Annotated in this window: 18 protein-coding genes, 1 riboswitch and 1 other annotated feature (1 of these 20 only partly in view); of the genes, 17 read left to right on the top strand and 1 reads right to left on the bottom strand. The window is 50.4% G+C overall.

From position 1 onward, the window contains the following. The first annotated feature begins 62 nt into the window (after positions 1-62). The 17 genes from lysA (at position 63) to Q5741_RS01590 (ending at position 15,487) form a co-directional block, all read left to right on the top strand. On the top strand, positions 63-1,394 hold the full coding sequence (lysA, locus tag Q5741_RS01670; RefSeq protein ID WP_305022304.1) for a diaminopimelate decarboxylase: 1,332 nt from the start codon (positions 63-65) through the stop codon (positions 1,392-1,394). Positions 1,395-1,561: 167 nt separating this feature from the next. After that, positions 1,562-1,996: a peptidylprolyl isomerase gene (locus Q5741_RS01665; RefSeq protein ID WP_305022303.1), complete on the top strand. Its 435-nt coding sequence runs from the start codon at positions 1,562-1,564 to the stop codon at positions 1,994-1,996. 257 nt (positions 1,997-2,253) lie between these two features. Next, a complete protein-coding gene (locus Q5741_RS01660) occupies positions 2,254-2,709 on the top strand; it encodes an IDEAL domain-containing protein (protein ID WP_305022302.1) in 456 nt (151 codons plus the stop codon). Between the two features lie 138 nt (positions 2,710-2,847). Beyond that, positions 2,848-2,998: riboswitch (FMN riboswitch) on the top strand. Between the two features lie 275 nt (positions 2,999-3,273). After that, positions 3,274-4,383, top strand: coding sequence for a bifunctional diaminohydroxyphosphoribosylaminopyrimidine deaminase/5-amino-6-(5-phosphoribosylamino)uracil reductase RibD (gene ribD, locus Q5741_RS01655; protein WP_305022712.1), 1,110 nt, complete (start codon positions 3,274-3,276; stop codon positions 4,381-4,383). A gap of 16 nt (positions 4,384-4,399) precedes the next feature. Next, positions 4,400-5,059 carry a riboflavin synthase gene (gene ribE / locus Q5741_RS01650; protein ID WP_305022301.1) on the top strand — a complete coding sequence of 220 codons (660 nt, stop codon included), beginning with the start codon at positions 4,400-4,402 and terminating at the stop codon, positions 5,057-5,059. A gap of 19 nt (positions 5,060-5,078) precedes the next feature. Then, on the top strand, positions 5,079-6,326 hold the full coding sequence (locus Q5741_RS01645) for a bifunctional 3,4-dihydroxy-2-butanone-4-phosphate synthase/GTP cyclohydrolase II (RefSeq protein WP_305022300.1): 1,248 nt from the start codon (positions 5,079-5,081) through the stop codon (positions 6,324-6,326). Between the two features lie 74 nt (positions 6,327-6,400). After that, on the top strand, positions 6,401-6,871 hold the full coding sequence (gene ribH, locus Q5741_RS01640; RefSeq protein ID WP_305022299.1) for a 6,7-dimethyl-8-ribityllumazine synthase: 471 nt from the start codon (positions 6,401-6,403) through the stop codon (positions 6,869-6,871). Positions 6,872-6,916: 45 nt separating this feature from the next. Continuing rightward, positions 6,917-7,711 (top strand): segregation and condensation protein A, encoded by a 795-nt coding sequence (locus tag Q5741_RS01635; RefSeq protein ID WP_305022298.1) that lies wholly within the window; start codon positions 6,917-6,919, stop codon positions 7,709-7,711. Next, positions 7,680-8,300 (top strand): SMC-Scp complex subunit ScpB, encoded by a 621-nt coding sequence (scpB, locus tag Q5741_RS01630; RefSeq protein ID WP_305022297.1) that lies wholly within the window; start codon positions 7,680-7,682, stop codon positions 8,298-8,300. The genes Q5741_RS01635 and scpB overlap by 32 nt, the downstream gene beginning before the upstream one ends. A gap of 175 nt (positions 8,301-8,475) precedes the next feature. Next, entirely contained in the window at positions 8,476-9,189 is a 714-nt protein-coding gene (locus Q5741_RS01625) for a DUF2953 domain-containing protein (protein WP_305022296.1), read from the top strand. A gap of 144 nt (positions 9,190-9,333) precedes the next feature. Further along, positions 9,334-9,828, top strand: a complete 495-nt coding sequence (ytfJ, locus tag Q5741_RS01620) for a GerW family sporulation protein (RefSeq protein ID WP_305022295.1) — start codon at positions 9,334-9,336, stop codon at positions 9,826-9,828. A gap of 150 nt (positions 9,829-9,978) precedes the next feature. Continuing rightward, positions 9,979-11,139, top strand: coding sequence for a D-alanyl-D-alanine carboxypeptidase family protein (locus tag Q5741_RS01615; RefSeq protein ID WP_407074300.1), 1,161 nt, complete (start codon positions 9,979-9,981; stop codon positions 11,137-11,139). A gap of 32 nt (positions 11,140-11,171) precedes the next feature. Then, entirely contained in the window at positions 11,172-11,822 is a 651-nt protein-coding gene (locus Q5741_RS01610) for a nucleoside recognition domain-containing protein (protein WP_305022294.1), read from the top strand. A gap of 14 nt (positions 11,823-11,836) precedes the next feature. Then, positions 11,837-12,367 (top strand): spore maturation protein, encoded by a 531-nt coding sequence (locus Q5741_RS01605; protein ID WP_305022293.1) that lies wholly within the window; start codon positions 11,837-11,839, stop codon positions 12,365-12,367. A gap of 60 nt (positions 12,368-12,427) precedes the next feature. Beyond that, entirely contained in the window at positions 12,428-13,174 is a 747-nt protein-coding gene (locus Q5741_RS01600) for a pseudouridine synthase (RefSeq protein ID WP_305022292.1), read from the top strand. Between the two features lie 152 nt (positions 13,175-13,326). Further along, positions 13,327-14,043 (top strand): response regulator transcription factor, encoded by a 717-nt coding sequence (locus tag Q5741_RS01595; RefSeq protein ID WP_305022291.1) that lies wholly within the window; start codon positions 13,327-13,329, stop codon positions 14,041-14,043. 1 nt (position 14,044) lies between these two features. Next, a complete protein-coding gene (locus tag Q5741_RS01590; RefSeq protein WP_305022290.1) occupies positions 14,045-15,487 on the top strand; it encodes a HAMP domain-containing sensor histidine kinase in 1,443 nt (480 codons plus the stop codon). A 111-nt stretch (positions 15,488-15,598) separates the two neighbouring features. Here the strand turns inward: Q5741_RS01590 and serA are convergent, their stop codons facing one another. Next, positions 15,599-17,188, bottom strand: coding sequence for a phosphoglycerate dehydrogenase (gene serA / locus Q5741_RS01585; RefSeq protein WP_305022289.1), 1,590 nt, complete (start codon positions 17,186-17,188; stop codon positions 15,599-15,601). A gap of 216 nt (positions 17,189-17,404) precedes the next feature. Next, positions 17,405-17,475: a binding site (T-box leader), on the bottom strand; it runs 154 nt beyond the window's last position.

Raw genomic sequence — 17,475 nt, 5'->3', positions numbered from 1 at the left:
TATACTGATGTAAACATAACCTGGAATTCGCAGCGTGTTCCGGAAGGGGAGAGCACTAGCTTATGTATTTACACGGTACCAGCACAATTAATGCGCAAGGCCATCTGGAGATCGGCGGTTGCGATGTGACCTCGTTGAAGGAGACGTTTGGAACTCCGCTTTATATTGTGGATGAGCAGCTGGTTCGCCAGCGTTGCAGAGAGTTTATAGATGCATTTAAGCAGACGGGACTGAAATATCAGGTAGCGTACGCCAGTAAGGCATTTTGTGTGAAAGCCATGTGCCTGCTGGTGGAAGAAGAGGGAATGTCTCTGGATGTTGTTTCAGACGGTGAGCTGTATACAGCGCTGCAGGCAGGATTTCCGCCGGAGCGCATTCATTTCCATGGCAACAACAAGACGCCGGATGAGATCGAAATGGCGATCGATGCACGGATCGGATGTTTTGTGGTAGATAATCTGGTAGAGCTGCATATACTGCAGGCGATTGCGGCTGGGAAGGGCCAGAAGGTCAATATTCTGCTGCGTGTGACCCCAGGGGTTGAAGCCCATACGCATGAATATATTTCTACCGGCCAGACGGATTCGAAATTCGGCTTCGATATCGGGAACGGATCCGCCTATGAAGCTGTAAAGCTGGCTTCCAGCCAGTCTAATCTGCAGCTGCTTGGACTGCATTCTCATATCGGTTCCCAGATTTTTGAGGTGGACGGTTTTCAGGTTGCTGCCGAGCGCGTAGCTGCTTTTGCAAGAGAGGTGCACGAGGGACTGAATGTCGTGTTCTCCGTCATTAATCTCGGGGGCGGTTTTGGCATCCGTTACACGGAAGAAGACACCCCGCTTCAGGTTGCCGAATACGTGAAAGCCATCGCAGAGTCTGTGCGTACTCATTTTGCGGGAATCGGTCCAGAGCTGCCGGAAATCTGGATTGAGCCGGGTCGCAGCATCATCGGTGATGCAGGGACAACCCTTTATACGGTGGGGACGACCAAGGACATTCCCGGCGTCCGCAAGTATGTGTCTGTGGATGGTGGCATGACGGACAACCCTCGTCCAGCTTTGTATGACGCCAAGTATGAAGCGCTGCTGGCTAACCGGGCGGGAGAACCGGAGACCGAAACGGTATCCATTGCAGGCAAATGCTGCGAGAGTGGAGATATGCTGATCTGGGATGTGAATCTTCCTGAAGTCAATCAAGGTGATCTGTTGGCTGTGGCGAGCACAGGAGCGTATAATTATTCCATGGCAAGCAACTACAACCGGATCCGCCGTCCGGGCGTTGTATTCGTAAAAGACGGCGAGGCTAGTCTGGTTGTGCGGCGCGAGACTTATGAGGATATTGTACGCAATGATCTTGTTCCCGAGCGTATTGGAAGACAAATGGTCAGCAAATAACCTGTTATTGATGATTGACCCTCTCCTGGGGAGAGGGTTTTTTAGTTTTTTATCTGAAATTATGGGTGAACGTTGCATCTGATGTTGGAAATGAGATACAATCATAAAGTGATAAACTGCACAAATAAGAGCAGCAGCTCTAAGATAAGCAAAGGACGTGACCCCAGATGAAAAAAGGTACGATTGAACTTGAAAACGGCGGAGTCGTAGAAATCGAATTTCTGCCAGAAGAAGCACCTAACACGGTAGCTAACTTTGAGAAGCTTGCGAACAGCGGTTTCTACAACGGACTTTCTTTTCACCGTGTCATCCCTGGCTTTGTAGCCCAAGGCGGATGCCCGAACGGAACAGGTACTGGCGGTCCTGGTTATACCATTGACTGCGAGACTGCAACAAATACAACCAAGCATGAGAGAGGCGTGCTCTCCATGGCACATGCCGGCCGCAACACAGGTGGCAGCCAATTCTTTATTGTATACGCACCCCAACCTCACCTGGATGGTGTTCATACGGTATTTGGCAAAGTCACTAAAGGCATGGAACTCATTGACGATGTCAAGGGCGGAGACAAAATGAAAGAAGTTAAAGTCTTCGAAGCTTAACATCAATGAGCTGAGCCCGGAAAAGCCCCTCCAAATTTTCATTTTGGAAGGGCTTTTTCATTAATTATTTTCATAATAAGGGTCTGTTTCTAAAATAGTTGGACTACAATATTCATAAAGCAGGTGTACCTGCCGATATAAAATTAACAGCGGCGCTGTTGATTCAAGGCGGTACTGCAGCCGTCCTGAGTGACCAGGACTCACGATTCTCCGCAAGAAGGCAGCCAGCATGTTTACGATGAGAAGAGGTGCCGAAGATGATGATGTTAAAGAACGAACAGATTGTTGAAGTTGTTAAGAAACAGATTGCTAAAGTACTGAAAAAAACACCGATCGAGCTTACCTTTACTAACGACTTTGGCCGCAGTCAAACCGCAGCAGCAGACCAGAAGCTTCATTTAACGAATGAACATTACTCTGCAAAAATTATGAACTGTGTCTTCGATACCCATATCAGACCTGTGTTGATGTGTGAAGTGATTTACTTCCTGAAATGTGAATATATGGACGGAGAGGTTGAACTTCATCTGGAGTATGAACCGAGGCATGATGCACAGCAGCAACCGGATGCTTCTGTCTATGTATCTTTTGACGATAAGACCGAACTGGGGCGTGAGGAGCTGGACGCTCTGATTGATATGGCACTGGCAACGAACGATAAGAAATGGTTTGAAGAACTCACTTCCAAAATCAATCTGCCTGCCGTTTCATAAACAACGAAAATTAATGATTCTATTTAATATAACCCAAGGCAGATGAGCTTGAATCATCTGCTTTTATTGTTTTTTTGTCTCGGATATGATAAAGTTGTATTACTTACTTTTTTCAAGTGATGTAAAAACCAAATATACATGATCCTTCGGGGCAGGGTGAAATTCCCTACCGGCGGTGTGGTCCGGCCAAACGGCGGGACTAAGTCCGTGACCTGTAAGCTGTTAAGCTTATGGCTGACCTGGTGAGAATCCGGGACCGACAGTATAGTCTGGATGGGAGAAGGAGATGGGACGTCTAGACAGACGTTTAGGCATGCAGGCTAAGTGTGTTCGTTCACATTTCGGCAGCACGCTGTTTGAGCTTATGGCTTGGCAGGTGCAACGGGAATAAGGGGAACATGCTGGTTCATTGAACGGGTTCAATGGCTTGTTTGCGCTATCCACAATCTCTACAACTCGCAGCCCTGTAAGGTCTTATGACCTTCAGGGCTTTTTATTATGGTCAGTATGTTAGATTAAAAGCAGCGGCAGGAGCGAATCTATCTAAAGGACAGGGTGAAATGGATGCAAATCATCAACGATGAATATTACATGGGACTTGCGCTTGACATGGCAGAACGCGCACAAGGGCAGACTGACATTAATCCGGTTGTCGGCTGTGTCGTCGTTAAGGATGGTGCTGTTGTTGGGGTGGGAACCCATTTGAAGAGAGGGACCGGCCATGCTGAAGTGCATGCTCTGAACATGGCAGGAGATGCAGCTGAAGGCAGTACGGCGTACGTTACACTTGAGCCCTGCAGCCATTTTGGCAAAACACCGCCCTGTGCCCAGCGTCTTATTAAGGAAAAAGTCAAACGTGTCGTGGTCGCTTGTGAGGACCCCAATCCCCAGGTTGCGGGAACCGGATTTGAGATGCTCCGTCAGGCCGGGATTGAGGTGGTCACTGGCGTACTGCGCGAACGGGCACTGAAGCTGAATGAAAAATTCATTAAGTACATTACTACAGGTTTTCCTTATATTACACTGAAGACGGCTACGACTCTTGACGGTAAAATAGCGACTCGAACGGGAGACAGCAAGTGGATTTCCAATGAAAAGGCACGCGAAATTGTACATACACTTCGTCATCGTCACCAGGGAATCATGGTTGGGGTTGATACCGTTATTGCCGACAATCCTGAGTTGACGACCCGGCTTAGTGTGGAAGGGATTAGTCCAACAAGGATCGTCGTGGATTCCACATTGCGTATTCCTCTGGACAGTAAGCTGGTGCAGGACGGGCTGGCTCGTACCATCGTCGTGACAACCGACGAAGCGGACACAGCCAAAGATGCAGCTCTTACCGCTTCTGGTGTTACGGTTGTTCGGTGTGGAACAGGCCCGAGAGTCAACCTCTCCGCAGCCATGAAGAAGCTGGGAGAGCTCGAGATTGGCTCCGTTCTGCTGGAGGGGGGAGGCCGTCTGAATGGTTCCATGCTGGAAGCCCGTCTCGTTGACCGGGTTCAACTCTTTCTGGCTCCAACAATTGTTGGTGGAATTGGAACAGCAGGAAGCTTCACCTTTGACGGTGTAGAGAAAATGAGTGAAGCGATACGCCTGACGGAACTTGAAGTAGAGATGGTGGGCACGGATAACATCAGTGTCAGTGGTGTTCCCGTCTGGCCTTCAGCTTAAGAAGGGAGGATTCCATATGTTTACTGGTCTGATTGAGGAGGTCGGCAAGGTCAGGAGGCTGACCCGTAAAGGAGAGGCCATGGTCATTACGGTGGAGGCGTCTGTCATTATGGACGATGTCCGAATCGGTGACAGCATTGCTGTAAACGGCGTATGTCTTACCGTAACCGAGCTGGAAGAGCATCGTTTCAGTGCAGACATTATGCCGCAGACCTATCGCAACAGTAATCTGAGCACGCTGCAGACCGGAAGCAAGGTGAACCTGGAGCGTGCCATGGCAGCAGGTGGCCGCTTTGGCGGACATATTGTTCAAGGACATGTGGACGGTACAGGTACCATACGGCGTGTCATGCCGGACCAGAATGCAGTTATTTATGAGATAGCCCCTGATGATACCGGCTTGTTCAGATATATTATTGCCAGAGGCTCCATCACCATTGACGGGATCAGCCTGACCGTATCATCCGTAACGGAAACATCGTTTAAGGTGTCTATTATTCCGCATACATTAATTGAAACGGTCCTTCATGCCAAACATGCCGGTGAGACTGTGAATCTGGAGTGTGATGTGCTTGGCAAATATGTTGAGCACATGCTTCAGTTCGGCCAAGCGGAAACAGGGTCTAAGCAAAGCGCAATCAGCCACGATTATTTAGCCAAACACGGTTTTGCTTAATAGAGAAGGAGGAAACGGGATGGAAAATCATATCAGTCTAAACACCGTAGAAGAAGCCATACACGATCTCAAGCTTGGCAAAGTAGTTATCGTCGTAGACGATGAAGACCGTGAGAACGAGGGGGATTTTATCGCCCTTGCCGAAAAAGCTACACCAGAAGTCATCAACTTCATGATCACTCAGGGAAGAGGGCTTGTATGTGTGCCGATTACGGAAGAGCGGTCAATCGAGCTGGGGCTTAAGCCTATGGTCAGTCAGAATACGGACTACCATGGAACAGCCTTTACGGTATCTGTGGATCATAAGAATACTACTACCGGTATATCCGCTGGCGAGCGTTCGGTTACAGTTCAGGCGCTCATTGATCCGGATACGACGGGAGATGATTTCCGCAAGCCGGGTCATATGTTCCCGCTCATTGCGAAGAAGGGCGGTGTCCTGCGCAGAGCCGGGCATACCGAAGCTGCTGTAGATCTGGCTCGTCTCGCAGGCTCCTATCCGGCCGGTGTCATTTGTGAGGTCATCAAGGAAGATGGTACGATGGCCCGCCTGCCGGATCTCTCTCGTATTGCGGAGCAGCATAATCTGAAACTGATCACCATCAAGGATCTCATTCAGTACCGAAACCAGCAGGAGCAGCTCATTACCCGTGAAGTGAGTGTACGTATGCCAACAGATTACGGTGAGTTCCAGGCCGTCGCATATACCAATGCCGTTGACAGTAAAGAGCACGTTGCTCTGGTCAAAGGTACGATCAATCCTTCGCAGCCTGTCCTGGTTCGGGTTCACTCCGAGTGCCTCACAGGAGACGTCTTCCACTCTCACCGCTGCGACTGTGGTCCGCAATTTGATGCCGCCCTGCGCCAGATCGACGAAGCCGGCAGCGGCGTCCTGCTGTATATGCGGCAGGAAGGGCGTGGAATTGGGTTGATAAATAAGCTTAAAGCCTATAAACTTCAGGAAGAAGGACTGGACACGGTTGATGCTAATCTGAAGCTGGGCTTTGCGCCGGATCTCAGAGATTATGGCATCGGTGCGCAGATTCTCAAGGATCTTGGTGTACAGCAAATTCGTCTGCTTACGAATAATCCCCGTAAGATCAAAGGTCTAGAAGGCTACGGACTGGAAGTGGTGGAGCGGGTACCGATTCAGATTGAAGAGAACGAAGATAACCGATCCTATCTGCACACCAAACAGAGCAAGCTGGGTCATCTGCTCAAGTTTGATGATAAGCTGGAGCAGAATGAAGACCCCTCCCGCAGCTAGTTGGTAGATGTTTTGCTGTGGGTAGATGGACAGGAATACAATACATCATGAATAGATGAAGGGTGGAACTTAAAATGGCAAGAATTTTGGAAGGTAACCTCGTATCAAGCGGATTAAAATATGGCGTCGTTGTAGGGCGTTTCAATGAATTTATTACGAACAAGCTGCTTACAGGTGCATTGGATGCTTTGACACGTCACGGCGTGGCTGACGATGAAGTGGACGTAGCCTGGGTTCCGGGAGCATTTGAGATTCCGCTGGTAGCGCAAAAAATGGCCCAAAGCGGCAAATACGACGCGGTGATTACACTAGGAACCGTCATTCGCGGATCAACAACCCATTACGATTATGTCTGCAACGAAGTGGCCAAGGGCGTATCAGCCATCAACCTGAAGACAGGTGTACCGACAATCTTTGGTCTGGTGACAACCGAGAATATTGAGCAGGCTATCGAGCGCGCAGGCACTAAAGCCGGCAACAAGGGCTGGGATTGCGCGATGGCTGCCATTGAGATGGCTAACCTCAACAAACAGTTGGAAGCTTAATTATAGCGATAAGAATATGCATGAGTATGGCAGGAGGAAGTGGAAGTGACCGTAGTAACCTATAAATTAGAGACGTTCGAGGGTCCGCTTGACCTGCTGCTTCATTTGATTGACAAGGCCGAGATCGAGATACAGGACATACCGATCAGCGAGATTACCGATCAGTATATGGCCTATCTGGACAGCATGCAGGAGCTGGAACTGGATATTACGAGCGAATTTCTGGTTATGGCGGCAACGCTCCTGTCCATTAAGAGTAAACTGCTGCTTCCCAAGCCGCCCGTCATTGAGATGGATGACTTTGATTATTATGAGGAAGATGATTACGACCCGAGAGCTGAGCTGGTGCACAAGCTGATGGAGTACCGCAAATTCAAGGGCATCGCCAGGCATCTTCATGACCGGGAATGGGAGCGCAGCTTGATCTACAGCAAGGAACCGGAAGACCTGACTCCCTTTATGCCTGCAGAGCAGGAGAATCCGATTCAGGGACTGCATACGGCGGACCTCATCGCAGCTTTCCAGAAGGCGCTCCGCAAGGCAGTCAGACAGGCTCCGGTAGCGAGAATCCAGCGGGACGAGATCTCGGTCAAGGACCGGATCAAGGACGTGGTCAGTACACTGGAGAGGGTCGGGTACGGAGGAAAGCTGATGTTCTCCAAGCTGCTGGATCAGGATATGTACAGGCACGAGATTGTCGTAACCTTTCTGGCAATTCTTGAATTAATGAAAATGAAGCAAATCGTATGTTATCAGGAACAGCTTTTTGATGACATTGTTATGGAGTGGAGAGGGGAAGGAAGGCTGGATGGATTTTCCGAAGTTGAAGTCGATTATTGAGGGCCTGCTGTTTCTGGCAGGAGAAGAAGGCTTAAGCATCAAGCAGCTGACGGATATTGTGGAACAGCCGGCAGAGATGGTGGCTGACGCACTTCATGAGCTCAAACAGGACATGGAGCGCGAGGGAAGAGGCCTGCAGATGGTACAACTGGCCGGGAACTATCAGCTGGCAACGCTGGCCGATCATGCGCCTTATTTTGAGAAGCTGGCCTACTCACCATCCCGTTCCTCATTATCCCAGGCTGCGCTTGAGACGCTGGCAATTGTCGCCTACCGTCAGCCGATTACCCGTGTCGATATCGAGGAAATTCGGGGTGTCAAATCCGAGCGGGCGATCCATACGCTGGTCAACAAGGACCTGATCGTTGAAGTTGGACGGGCTGAGGCGATCGGCAGACCGATTTTGTATGGGACGACCAAATCCTTTCTGGACTATTTTGGCCTGGGAAGCCTTAAAGATCTGCCTGAACCTTCGCAATTTGAAGATACAGATAATCTGGAGGAAGAGACCCAGCTGCTGTTTGAGAAACTGGGAGCGGAGCCGCTGGATTTTGAAGATTTACCAGACACAGGTGATACGGAAGCATAACATCAAGCGAACGTATAGGTATAGATAGCGACTAAAGGCAAACCGCGATATCATGGTTTGCCTTTTTTTTGTGTAAACATGGAGGATGAACCGGTATCGGTTAACGGTACCGTGAATGTTTTCCTGCTGGTCTGCCATACTAGATGGGAGAAAACAGCCAAGGGAGGGCTGCTGTATGTGGTTCTGGATCGGCGCCGCCATTGTGGTTATTGTTATCATCCTCGCTGTCGTGCTCTCAGAGCTGCGGGTTGAGCTATTGATACGCAAGAGCAATCAGGATGACCGGATCTACGCCAAAGTCATTTTGCTGTACGGTCTGATCCGCCTCCATTTTGAGGTACCTGCCATCATGCTGGACAAGCTGAAGAAGGGCATTCTGTTCCGCCTGGACCGGAACGGTAATTTTCATGAGCATGAGACCTCGATCGGGAATGAAACGATAACCAAGGCGAAGGTTCGCAAAGCGCTAAAAGATCTGCGCCGAATTCTAGCGGCTACCGAAGGATTTAACGCCTGGATCAGAACGACCCTGGCGCGGGTATCTGTTCACCGTATGGACTGGTCCACGAATATCAGTGCAGGGGATTCCATGTATACAGCCGTAACCGTAGGTGCCTTGTGGGGGATAAAGACTACAGCTGTAGGCTGGATGACGCACTATATGCGGTTTCGCAAGCCGCCGCGTCTCTTTGTAGTTCCATATTGGATAGATGAGCTTCGGTTGACCAGTGAAATGCAGGCAAGTCTGAATATCCCTGTGTATCAGCTGATCGCCGCAGGAGCGAGTCTGTTCCTGCGTATCCGCAGAGTAGAGGGAGGCTTTCAAGTGTGGAAAGAGCTTCTGAAGGAAGCGCGTGAAGCAAAGAAAAAGAAGCGGGCTGCTATTTAGCCTGCAATCATGTGCTCTCAGCGGCAGATAAGTTACGGCTTCATTAAAAGTGGGCTGACAGGCATACATAATCGGCCAGCGATAAGCGCACACTGTAGAACGTACAGATCAGTCTTTATTTTATCGCATAGAGGAGGAGTCATCATGCCAGAGCATCCGCTTCAAGGATTAATGCAGACAGCGATGGAGAACATCAAAGCGATGGTTGACGTGAATACCATTGTAGGTGAAGCTGTCGAAACGCCTGACGGGACCGTGATTCTACCGATCAGCCGTGTAGGTTTCGGTTTTGCTGCAGGGGGGAGCGACTTCCACGTTGAGGATGAGCACGCTCATTCAACAGGATCAGGCCCCAACGCCCATAATCATGCTGAAGTCGCACTTCCTTTCGGCGGCGGCAGCGGCGGCGGCGTATCGATCCGTCCAATCGCATTTCTTGTGGTGGGCAAACAAGGGGTGCAAATTGTGCCTTTGGATGCCCAGACTCACTTGTTTGAGAAAATCATCGATTCCACCCCATTCCTGCTGGACAAGATCCAATCCATGTTCCAGTCTCAAAATAACTCCAATGAGAATTATTCCGTGCCTCCAACAACGCCGGACAAAGAGACTCATAACCGAGGACCAGCATTCAGCTGACCAACCTGACATGATCCCTTCCAACCGGAAGGGATTTTAACTGTATGGACATACTGATGCCTGTCCGGGCATATAGTAGAACAGATTCCACGGACCCGAAGGAGTAGAAGAATGCGTAATTTGCCAGTAAGCAAATGTTGGTTGCTATTCATGTCGTTTGTAATGGCTGCAGGCTTGGTCCCGTCGGTCTCTGCGGCAAATGCTGAAACGGTACCGGTACCACCAGGAATATCGACACATGCACAGGCATCAGCGCTTATTGATGTCACGTCTGGCCGTATACTGTACAGCAGTCATGGGGACGAAGAACTGCGGATTGCAAGCCTGACCAAAATCATGACCGCACTCGTTGCCATTGAACAGGGCAGACTGGACGATAAGGTTAAAGTCTCTGCCCGGGCATTTGCCAAGGAAGGCTCCTCGATCTATTTGAAGCTTGGGGAGGAAATGACCCTGGAGAACATGCTGTACGGGCTGATGCTGCGTTCCGGCAATGATGCGGCAACAGCGATTGCGGAGCATATTGGCGGATCCGAAGATGGTTTTGTGTTTTTGATGAATCAGAAAGCGGAGGAGCTGGGGTTATCCCACTCCCATTTTATGAACCCGCATGGTTTGGATGCAGAGGGGCATTATTCTTCTGCCAACGATCTGGCCAAGCTGACAGCCTATGCCCTTCAACAGCCGGAATTTAAGAAGATTGTGGCTACCAAGGAGAAAGCGGCACCTAACCCCAATGAGAGCTGGGATTATAAATGGGCCAACAAAAACAAATTGCTGCGTTTGTATGAGGGAGCTGATGGGGTCAAGACAGGCTACACGAAGAAAGCTTTCCGCTGTCTTGTAAGCTCGGCGACCCGCCATGGACAACAGCTGGCAGCTGTGACCCTGAATGACGGGGATGACTGGAAGGATCATGCACGAATGCTGGACTACGGATTTAAGTATTATCCTCTTGTGACACTAGCTGAAAAGGAGATGCGTGTTCACGAGCAGCCGCTGCAGACCGGAAAGGCCTTCGTGTATCCGCTGGCAGAAGGGGAGAAAGGACAGGTCACCAACAAGCTGGTATTGTATCCTCCTGTGCGTCCAGGGAAACTGGATTCGTCTTTCGGCATTCGGGGCAGTGTCGATTTTTATCTGCACGACAGACGGATCGGTTCGGTCCCCATCTATCATCGATCTGAGGCGAATTCGAATGGAGGTTCTTCGGGTACAGCTTCTCCTGCAGCGCCTTCTTCAGGAACAATGCATACGAACAGCCCCGTATGGTTATCGGTATGGAAAAGGGTCATGAGCCATTTGTTCTGACTTGCTGGATATAATCAGGGAGGAGAGATGAGATGATCAATCTGATTTGGATGGGACTGATCGTCATTGGCTTCATCTTCGCGGCGGTACAGGGGAAAATTGAGGTTGTTACCCAGGCAGCCTTTGACGGGGCGGCGACCGGTGTGACCGTTTGCATCGGACTGATCAGCGTACTCGTATTCTGGATGGGTATGATGAAAATGGCCGAGGATGCAGGCCTACTTGGTAAAATAGCGAAGCTGCTGTCACCGGTCGTGTCCTTTCTGTTTCCGGATGTTCCAAAGAACCACCCCGCGATGGGGTACATACTCTCGAACATGAGTGCCAATCTGCTTGGACTTGGTAACGCTGCAACTCCGATGGGAATTAAGGCGATGCAGCAGCTCCAGGAATTAAATCCGGACAAGCAATCGGCCAGTCCAGCTATGTGTACACTGCTTGCCCTGAATACAGCCAGCATTACGTTGATTCCGACAACACTGATCGCCATCCGCTTGAATTACCATTCCGCGAACCCTGCAGAGATCGTAGGAACAACGCTGCTGGCAACTGCCGTAGCGACGGCTGCAGCTATTTTGGCGGACCGTTGGTACCGTGGGCGTTTTCTGCGGAGGAATCCTGATTACCGAAACCGGTTGAATCAAGCGGGTCCCCCTGACAAGGGCAAGCCGGTTGGCATGTGAAAGGATGATGATGGATGTACCAGCTCGTCAGTCTTATTTCCACCTGGGCAATTCCGCTGATTTTAGCTTTTATTCCACTGTATGCTTATATGAAGAAGGTCCCTGTCTATGAATCCTTCGTGGACGGAGCCAAAGGCGGGTTTTCCACGGCAATTGATATTATTCCTCATCTGGTTGGTATGATGGTAGCCATCAGTGTATTCCGCGCCTCAGGGGCACTCGAGTTTTTTACCGGATGGCTGACACCCTGGCTGCGTTCCATAGGGGTTCCTGGAGAGATTGTACCTCTGGGGCTCCTTCGTCCGCTGACAGGTACGGGTTCACTCGCTTTTACGACGGATCTGATCAAAACCTATGGACCCGATTCCATGATTGGACGCATTGCTTCAACCATACAGGGCAGCACAGATACTACGCTGTATGTATTGACTGTTTATTTTGGCGCAGTGGGTATCCGGAATGGCCGTTACGCTCTCAAAGTCGGACTGTTCTCCGATGTGGTCGGCTTTATTGCTGCAATCGCGGTCTGTCTAATGATTTTTTGAGGGGGAGCTTGTGATTTGTCCATGTGATGGTTATCATTAGGTTGAGGTGACTGAACAGACATGGAGAGATTGCAGAAAATTCTGGCCCAGGCAGGCGTAGCTTCAAGACGTAAAAGTGAAGAGCTGATCCAGGCCGGTAAAGTAGAAGTCAACGGGGTGACTGTGACCGAACTTGGCACCAAGGCGGACCCCGACGAAGATATAATTACAGTGAATGGCAAGCCTATTAAAAGCGAAAACAAAGTGTACCTGATGATGAACAAACCAAGAGGCGTGATTACCAGCGCTTCGGATCCGGAAGGCCGCAAGATTGTCTCTGACTATCTAAAAGGCGTGAAGGAACGGGTCTACCCGGTCGGTCGTCTGGACTATGATACGGAAGGTCTGCTGCTGCTGACCAACGACGGTGAATTTGCCCACCTTCTGACGCATCCGAAGCATCATGTGCCGAAGACCTATGTGGCTACCGTTAAAGGTGTGCCGCACGGTACGGAACTGGATAAGCTGAAGAAGGGCATCATGCTGGAAGACGGAATGACTGCACCGGCTGAGGTGGAATACAAGGACGTTGATCCGGAAGGCAAGGAAGCAGTAATCCAGATCACCATTCATGAAGGACGGAACCGTCAGGTGAGGCGAATGTTCGAAGCGATCTCCCACCCGGTGACGAAGCTGAAGCGTATCTCCTTTGGAGATCTGCTTATCGGCAACCTGAAGCGCGGATTGACGCGGCCTTTAACCAAAGACGAAGTCAACAAGCTGATCCAGCTGGCCAAATCGGATAAGAAATCTAAGAGGCAGGGGTAACCCCGCCTTTTTTCTTTATCTGCCTGAGCGGGAGAGGAGAAGGTTTGACCCGGAATGGGAAAAGTGTACAATAGAATCTGATTGGTTTATCCGCTTCGGGTGTGCCGGAGGGGATGTTTATTTTCGCAGAGTAAAGAGGGGTTGTGTGGCAGATGTCAGAGCAGGGAAATCGAATATTGGTAGTAGATGATGAAGAGCGGATCCGCCGGCTCCTCAAAATGTATCTGGAAAAGGAAGGGTATGAGATCGACGAAGCCGAAGACGGAGAGACTGCGCTGCAGAAGGCCATCGAGGAAAATTACGGACTGATTCTGCTGGATGTGATGCTGCCGGGAATTGACGGAATTGAGGTGTGCACCCGGCTTCGTCAGGTTAAGGCAACACCGGTACTGATGCTGACGGCCAAGGGAGAAGAAATTAACCGTGTTCAAGGTTTCGAAGTGGGAGCAGACGATTATGTGGTCAAGCCCTTCAGCCCTCGTGAGGTTATTTACCGGGTGAAAGCGATTCTGCGGCGCTCTTCAGAGACCGCTTATTTGACCAAGGAAGTGACGCCGAGCAACAGTATCGTATTTCCATCTCTGGTCATTGAGCATGATGCTCACCGTGTTACTGCAGGCGGGAAGGAGATCAGCCTGACCCCGAAGGAATATGAACTTCTGCATTATCTTGCTATCTCACCAGACAAGGTGTTCTCCCGTGAGGAGCTGCTTAAGGATGTATGGAATTATGAATTTTTCGGAGATCTCCGTACCGTAGATACGCATGTTAAGCGGCTGCGGGAGAAGCTGAACAAGGTGTCTCCGGAGGCGGCTTCCATGATCACCACGGTCTGGGGTGTTGGCTACAAATTGGAGGTTCCGAAATAAATTGAACTTCATGAAATCGCTTGTCGGGAAATTGTGGATCACGATTACCTGTCTGGTTGGCTGTATCCTGATCACGCTCGGCATGTTCATGCTGCCCTATATTGATACTAATTTTGGACAAAGCGAATCCACAGAAATCAAGCGGCTGTTTACCATCATTTGCATTATCGGTTTTCTGCTGACCACCTTCTTCGCTTTGTTCCTGTTCACCAAGATTACACAGCCGATGCAGCGTTTGATCAAAGCGACCAATGCAGTACGTCAGGGGGATTACGGAACACGGCTCTCTCTGGTAACCAGTGATGAAATTGGCGAGCTGGCGAGTACATTTAACCATATGGCCGAAGAACTGGAGATGACGATCAAGAGTCTCAATCAGGAGAAAAATCATCTCTCCAGTGTGCTGCGCAGTATGACGGATGCCGTGATTACCTTTGATGGTGCCGGCGATATCATCCTGATCAATCCTCCGGGCCAGGATCTGCTCGATCAGTGGGAGAAAATGGAGTGGACGGGGCAGAGGGAGACGGAGGGCTCTTACCACGCCTATGTTCCCGAGCCGCTTCAGCCGCTGTTCCATGCCGTTATGGAGAACGGCGAGGATCAGAATGCTAACGTTCATGTACAAAAAGGGGTATGGTCTGTGCAGATGGCCCCTTTGTATTCGGATAATGCGATTCGGGGAGCGGTAGCCGTTCTTCGGGATGTTACGGAGCAGGTGCAGCTTGAGAAAATGCGCAGAGACTTTGTGGCCAATGTCTCGCACGAAATCCGTACGCCCCTGTCGATGATGCAGGGATACAGTGAAGCGCTGCTGGATGGAATGGCCGCCTCGCCGGAAGAAAGTGAAGAGCTCATTCAGGTCATCCATGATGAGTCACTGCGGATGGGCCGCCTCGTCAAGGATCTGCTGGATCTGGCCCGGATGGAAGCCGGCCATACGGATATGATGATGCAGCAGCTGGATCTGAACGAGCTGATTGAGCGGGTGTTCCGTAAATTTACGGTCCGCTCCAAGGAACTGGGCCTGGATCTCCGTTATGTCCGCGGCCCCGGAAGCCTTGAAATGGAAGCCGCGGATGAAGATCGTCTGGAGCAGGTATTCACGAACCTGCTTGACAATGCATTCAGACATACCCCTGCAGGCAGGACCGTGACGATCTCCGCTAGGCGGGAGACCAGCGGCAAAGGCGCAGATTCTGTCATCGTGTCGGTCAAGGATGAAGGTGCTGGTATTCCTGCTGAAGATCTGCCGTTTATCTTTGACCGCTTTTATAAGGCAGACAAAGCCCGTGTACGGGGCAGCTCGGGCGGAACAGGCCTGGGCCTTGCGATTGTCCGGAATATCGTCTCAGCCCACCAGGGCAAGATTCGTGCGGTTAGTACGCCAGGGGAAGGTACCGAATTCACCATGGTTCTCCCTGCAGGTCCTGCGGTTATTTAACGGCACAAAATACAAAAAAACGTCCCTGCACGAAGTCGTGCGGGGACGTTTTTTGTTGAAGTCTTCCGTAAAATATTGTTCTGCGTGGAACATGAGCAGGATATAGAATGATTATAGTACGATTTCCGAAGCAGTGTTTAACTCTTCCAGTCCGGTCAGATCGATCAATACTTCTTTTGGTACGGCTTTATCGACCGTCAGAATCATGATGGCTTCACCGCCGATAATTTTACGGCCTACCTGCATGGATGCGATGTTAACATCATTTTTGCCCAGCAGGGTGCCGACACGTCCGATAATGCCAGGTTTATCATTATGGGAGATCAGAATTTGATGGCCTTCCGGAGCGGCATCGACCGGGAATTCATCCAGCTGTACAATCCGCTCGCCGTAACCCGGGAGCAGAGTGCCTGCCACGAGACGGTTTTTGCCGCTTTGTGTTTTTAATGTCACGGTAATCCGGTTTGTAAAGCCTTTGGTTTTAGGTGTTTTCGTGACGACAAAATTAAGATCGCGTGCTTTGGCAAGATGCATGGAGTTGACGATATTGACGTCGCTGCCAAGATGACGCTGCAGGATGCCCTTCAGGATATATCGGGTCAGCGGTTGTGTATCCACGTCATACAGGTCTCCAGCATAGTCTATCAGAATTTCACTGACTGCATCCGCTGTGATCTGTGCAGCAAAACTCCCCAGCTTCTCGCCCAATCCAAAATAAGGCTGAAGCTTACTCATGACACTGGAAGATACCGGCGGCATATTAACGGCATTCACGAACGGCTCATCCCGGAGAATATGAAGCACCTGTTCGGATACGTCGATGGCGACATTCTCTTGTGCTTCCACAGTGGATGCACCCAGATGAGGAGTCACGATTACTTTCGGATGAGTCAGGAACGGGTGATCGGAAGCAGGCGGTTCATGCTCGAACACGTCAAAAGCTGCTCCGGCTACAATCCCCTCATCAATAGCTTCAACCAAAGCCAGCTCGTCGATAATGCCGCCTCGTGCACAGTTGATGATACGCATGCCTTTTTTCATCACCTCAAACTGCGGGCGTGCGATCATATGCCGGGTTTCCGGGGTCAACGGGGTATGCACGGTCATGAAATCGGCCTGGCGGATAATCTCGTCTACGCTCGCAAGCTTTACTTCAAGTTTTTCTGCACGTTCTTCAGTAAGGAAAGGGTCAAACGCAAGAACATTCATGCCGAATGCTTTTGCACGCTTGGCTACCTCGCTGCCGATCCGGCCCATGCCGAGGACGCCCAACGTCTTGTTGCGGAGCTCCACTCCCAGGAAGGATTTGCGGTCCCATGTCCCATGAATGGTCTTGGCATAAGCCTGCGGGATATGACGGGCGAGTGCCATCATCATAGCGAAGGTATGCTCACAGGTGGTAATTGTATTTCCGTCCGGTGCATTGATAACGATGATTCCACGCTTGGTTGCTGCTTCCAGGTCGATGTTATCCACACCTACACCTGCACGGCCGATTACTTTCAGTCCTTTGCCTGCTTCCATGATTTTCTCGGTCACGCGGGTCTGGCTTCGAACGAGCAGTCCGTCATACTCACCGATAATCTGTACCAATTCATCTTCCGTGAGCCCTGTTTTTTTCTCTACGCTCACATCTTCGGCGTCCATCAGCTTCTGAATTCCCAGATCACTGATCGGATCGGATACTAACACTTTAAACATGGTTTCTTCCTCCTTGAATGTTAAGCTATATAATAGGGGCAATGCCGCGAAAAGCGGCTCTGCCGAACAACCTAATAGAAGAGAGTCATGCTTGCGCCCAATAGCGCGTGTGTGCGGTAATGCACCAGAGAATCAAAGTGCAGCGTTCGAGCTTTACCGGTTGGCCTACAGGAAAATGGCAGCAAAAAAACTCTCAATCCGCATACTATCTCCGTAGTAAGGGACGAGAGTTGCTCGTGGTACCACCCTAATTCGCCGCAGCTTTACAGCAGCAGCCTCATGGTCAA

It is taken from the genome of Paenibacillus lacisoli (assembly GCF_030580655.1).
GTDB lineage: Bacteria > Bacillota > Bacilli > Paenibacillales > Paenibacillaceae > Paenibacillus > Paenibacillus lacisoli.
This window is presented reverse-complemented; position numbering and strand designations above follow the sequence as displayed.